We start from the raw sequence: 3,964 nt of genomic DNA on the forward strand, positions 1-3,964 counted from the left end.
CCCGAAGATGGCGCCGAGGTCATCGCCACGGGCAAGCTGACCACTTATGCCGGGCGGTCGAAATATCAGATCGTCGTCGCGCGCATGGAGCTGGCCGGGGCGGGGGCGCTGATGGCGCTGCTTGACCAACGGCGGCGGACGCTGGCGGCGGAAGGCCTGTTCGACGAGGGCAAGAAGCGCGCCTTGCCGTTCCTGCCGCGCGTCATCGGCGTCGTCACTTCGCCCACCGGGGCGGTCATCCGCGACATCATCCACCGCCTCGAGGACCGCTGCCCGACCCGCGTTGTGGTGTGGCCGGTGCCGGTCCAGGGCGAGGGCGCGGCGGCCAAGGTGGCGGCGGCGATTCGCGGGTTCGGCGCAATCCCGGCGGGCGGCGCGGTGCCGCGCCCGGACCTGATCATCGTCGCGCGCGGCGGCGGCTCGATCGAGGATCTGTGGGCGTTCAACGAGGAAGTCGTCGTGCGCGCGGCCGCCGAGTCGCCGATCCCGCTGATTTCCGCCGTCGGCCACGAGACCGACACCACGCTGATCGACCACGCCGCAGACATGCGCGCGCCGACTCCGACCGCCGCCGCTGAGCTTGCCGTCCCGGTCCGCGCCGAATTGCTCGCCCAGCTCGGCGAGCTCGGCCGCCGCGGGCAAACCTGCCTGACCCGTCATGCCGAGCGCGGGCGCGAGCGGCTCGAATTGAGCGTGGCCCGCTGGCCCGCCGCCGCCGCGTTGTTCGCTCCCCAGGCCCAGCGCGTCGACGACATCGGCGAGCGCCTTCCTCGCGCACTCGCCGCGCGCGCGGGCACGGCGCGCGCCGAACTCAACGCCGTCGCCCCGCGCCTGCGGATCGATCTGTTGTCGGATCGGATCGCGCGGGCAACGCAGCGCGTCGCCGACCTCTGGCGTCTGGCGGATCTGGCCCATCCCGACCGGCCCTTGCAGCGCGGCTTCGCCCGCGTCACCGGCAAGGCGGGGCGGCTGGTCACGACCAGCGCCGCCGCCGCCGCGGATGGCCTGCTGACCCTGCACTTCGCCGACGGCACCGTGCCGGCGCGGGTTGAGCGCGGGCGCCCGCGCTCCTATGTCCGCCCCCAGCGAGGCCTGTTCGACGAGCCCGAGGAGTGACGCGAAAATGCTGATGACCAGCGCCGGACGCCCGGCCCGCCTGCGCTATTTGCCCGGCACATTCCGCGTCCTCGCCCACGGCGACCATGTGATGTGCGCAGTGACCAACCGCGCAATCCCGCTGCACGAATTGCGCTACTGGAGCGTAGAGCGCCAGGAACCTTATGCCGACGCCGACGCCAGCCTCGCCGCCGAGCGCCGCGCCGCCGGCAATTAGCCGATCCGCTCGACCTTCATCCCCGGCTGGCCGTTGACGCTGAGCCGGTAGCTGCCCAGCGCGCCGCGCCGCACCACCACCTTCTGGCCGCGCTCGGGCGGCAGGGCGAGCGTGGTGCCATCGGTCTGCGACCAGCGCGAGCCGTCGGCGAGGCGGATGATCCAGCCGCCGTCGGCATTGCCACCCCAGCTCACCACCGTGCTCTCGATCTGCTTGATCTCGTCCTCGCCGCCGCCGCCGAACAGGCCGCCGAAGCTGGGCACCGAGAAGCCGAACAATTCGCGCCGCGACTGGGTCACGCGCTCGCGGTCGATGACCACCAGGTCGCGCTTGGCGAGCGACTGGTCGATCCCCGCGGTTTCGCGGTCGAAGCACGCCAGCCGCGCCGCTCCGTCCGCCAGCCCGCGGCACGCGAGCAACCGCTGGACCGACGCCGGCACCTTGGTCTCGGGCGCCTTCTTGGCCGCCGCGACACCACTCAGCATCAACCCGCCTGCCGCCGCCGCCATCATCAACTTGCGCATCATCCCTCACCCTTTTCGCTCTTGCTCGACCCTACCGCCAAGGCCGCGCGCAGGACAAGGGAGCGCTGTTGCAAAATTGAGACAGCGTGGCGACAACTCGCGCCCCGCCGACCGCTAGCCGTTGCCAGCGTCTTCCCGCTTAACTTATCAGGCAGGCAGTTCGGCAATTCAGGGTTGCCGCGGCATATTCATATTGGTCGTCCGACGAGTGGAACGGCCAACTGAGGGGAAGAAATCTTATGAAGCTCGATTATCGCCAGCGCTTGCTCGCCACGACCCTCCTCGTCGGTGCCAGCGTGCTCGCCACGCCGGCCTTCGCCCAGGACGTTCCGCCGACCGATGGAACGCCGACCGACGTCACCAACCCGAGCGGTCCGGTCGAGGCCCAGCCGACTCCGTCGACCGCCGCGGAAGGCGCTCCGGTCGAAGAGGCCCAGGACATCGTCGTCACCGGCTCGCGTATCCCGCAGCCGAACCTCGAAGCGCAGGCCCCGGTGACCGTCGTCACCAACCAGGACATCAAGCTGTCCGGTGCGTCGCGCGTCGAAGATCTTCTCAACAGCCTGCCGTCGGTCAGCGCCGAGCAGTCGTCGGGCGTTTCCAACGGTGCGACGGGCACCGCCACGGTCGACCTTCGCGGCCTCGGCTCGAAGCGCACCCTGGTGCTGGTCAACGGCCGCCGCCTGCTCCCGGGCGATCCGTTCCAGACGTCCTCGGCCGATTTGAACTTCATCCCGTCGTCGATCATCAAGCGCGTCGAAGTCCTCACCGGCGGCGCTTCGTCGACCTACGGCGCGGACGCGGTTGCCGGCGTCGTCAACTTCATCATGGATACCAACTTCTCGGGTATCCGCTTCGACGGCCAGTACAGCGTCTACCAGCACCAGAACAACAACAAGACGCTGCCCGACCTGCTCGACCTTCGCCAAGCCGCGGGTTTCGCCGGCTTCGGCTATCCCAAGGGCAGCGTGGTTGACGGCGGCGCGTTCGACGGCACCGTCTCGATCGGCACCGGGTTCGACGACAATCGCGGCCACGCGGTCGCTTACTTCGGCTACCGCAAAGTGCGCGCCGTCACCCAGGCTCGTCGCGACTACAGCGCCTGCGTGCTGCAGATCTCTGATGGCGGCGCGGACTCCGACGGGGACGGCCAGGGCTTCGACCGGTCCGGGCGGCCGCTGCAGTGCGGCGGCTCGCTGACGAACCGCTTCGGCACCGCGATCTTCTACGTACCGACGTCGGACGGCAATGAGGGCACGACGCCGACCTCGACCATCGGCCTGCTCGGTCCGAACACGCTGAATCAAGGTGTTGTCGATCGCTACAACTTCGCTCCGACCAACTACTTCCAGCGTCCGGACGAGCGCTACACCGCCGGTGTGTTCGCCAATTACGATATCAGCGACCAGATCAAGCCGTAACTCGAGTTTATGTTCATGGACGACCGCTCGCTGGCGCAGATCGCGCCGTCGGGCAACTTCGGCAACACGCTGCAGATCAACTGCGATAACCCGCTGCTCAGTGCCTCCGTCCGCGCGCAATTGTGCGAAAACAACGGCGGCTACAACCTGGTTTCCGATTTCCTCGGGACCTTCCCGCTGGTTGTCGGCCAGACCGGCGGCGCGCCGATCGAGTTCGTCGACACCACGCGGCCGGGCGTTACCTACAACCGCGCCTTTTTCCAGCTGCTCCGCCGCAACGTCGAAGGCGGCCCGCGTATCGCCGATCTCCAGCACACCGCCTTCCGCGGCGTGCTCGGAACCCGCGGCGACCTCAGCAAGGTGTGGTCGTACGACGCTTACTTCCAGTACGGCCGGATGAACTACCAGCAGACCTACTCAAACGAGTTCTCGGTCGCCCGCCTGACCCGTGCGCTCGATGTGATCGACGATCCGCGCACGCCGGGCGTGGTCGATCCGATCTGCCGCTCGGTGGTCGACGGTACCGATCCGCTGTGCGTGCCGTACGACATCTTCAGCGGCAATCCGGTCACCGCCGGCGCTCGCAATTATCTTGCCGCCCAGGGCTTCCAGCGCGGCCAGACCAGCGAGCAGGTCGCCAACCTCAACTTCACCGGCCAGCTCGGCGAAATGGGCTTCAAGAGCCC

The 3,964-nt window shown here is 68.7% G+C and carries 4 protein-coding genes and 1 pseudogene; 4 read left to right on the plus strand and 1 reads right to left on the minus strand.

The features are described from left to right. Nucleotides 1-1,116, plus strand: a 1,116-nt coding sequence (gene xseA / locus RMP08_RS01950) for an exodeoxyribonuclease VII large subunit (RefSeq protein ID WP_310467286.1), incomplete at its 5' end; no start/stop codon positions are given. Between the two features lie 7 nt (nt 1,117-1,123). Then, nucleotides 1,124-1,333: a DUF2093 domain-containing protein gene (locus RMP08_RS01955; protein ID WP_310467287.1), complete on the plus strand. Its 210-nt coding sequence runs from the start codon at nt 1,124-1,126 to the stop codon at nt 1,331-1,333. On the opposite strand, the gene RMP08_RS01960 is transcribed toward RMP08_RS01955, so the two are convergent. After that, entirely contained in the window at nt 1,330-1,857 is a 528-nt protein-coding gene (locus tag RMP08_RS01960) for a hypothetical protein (RefSeq protein ID WP_310467288.1), read from the minus strand. The two genes, RMP08_RS01955 and RMP08_RS01960, sit on opposite strands and share 4 nt — an antisense overlap. A 263-nt stretch (nt 1,858-2,120) precedes the next feature. Here RMP08_RS01960 and RMP08_RS01965 point away from each other — a divergent pair, with 263 nt between their 5' ends. Together RMP08_RS01965 and RMP08_RS01970 are read left to right on the plus strand one after the other, a co-directional pair. Next, nucleotides 2,121-3,278 carry a TonB-dependent receptor plug domain-containing protein gene (locus RMP08_RS01965; protein ID WP_310467289.1) on the plus strand — a complete coding sequence of 386 codons (1,158 nt, stop codon included), beginning with the start codon at nt 2,121-2,123 and terminating at the stop codon, nt 3,276-3,278. Between the two features lie 15 nt (nt 3,279-3,293). Continuing rightward, a pseudogene (locus tag RMP08_RS01970) lies at nt 3,294-3,964 on the plus strand (TonB-dependent receptor); the annotation flags it as partial.

It is taken from the genome of Sphingomonas sp. (genome assembly GCF_031426035.1).
Lineage (GTDB): Bacteria > Pseudomonadota > Alphaproteobacteria > Sphingomonadales > Sphingomonadaceae > Sphingomicrobium.

Bases quoted from the DNA above. Each gene is read 5' to 3' on its own strand.
- RMP08_RS01955 (WP_310467287.1), top strand. From the start codon at position 1,124: ATGCTGATGACCAGCGCCGGACGCCCGGCCCGCCTGCGCTATTTGCCC.
- RMP08_RS01960 (WP_310467288.1), bottom strand. From the start codon at position 1,857: ATGCGCAAGTTGATGATGGCGGCGGCGGCAGGCGGGTTGATGCTGAGT.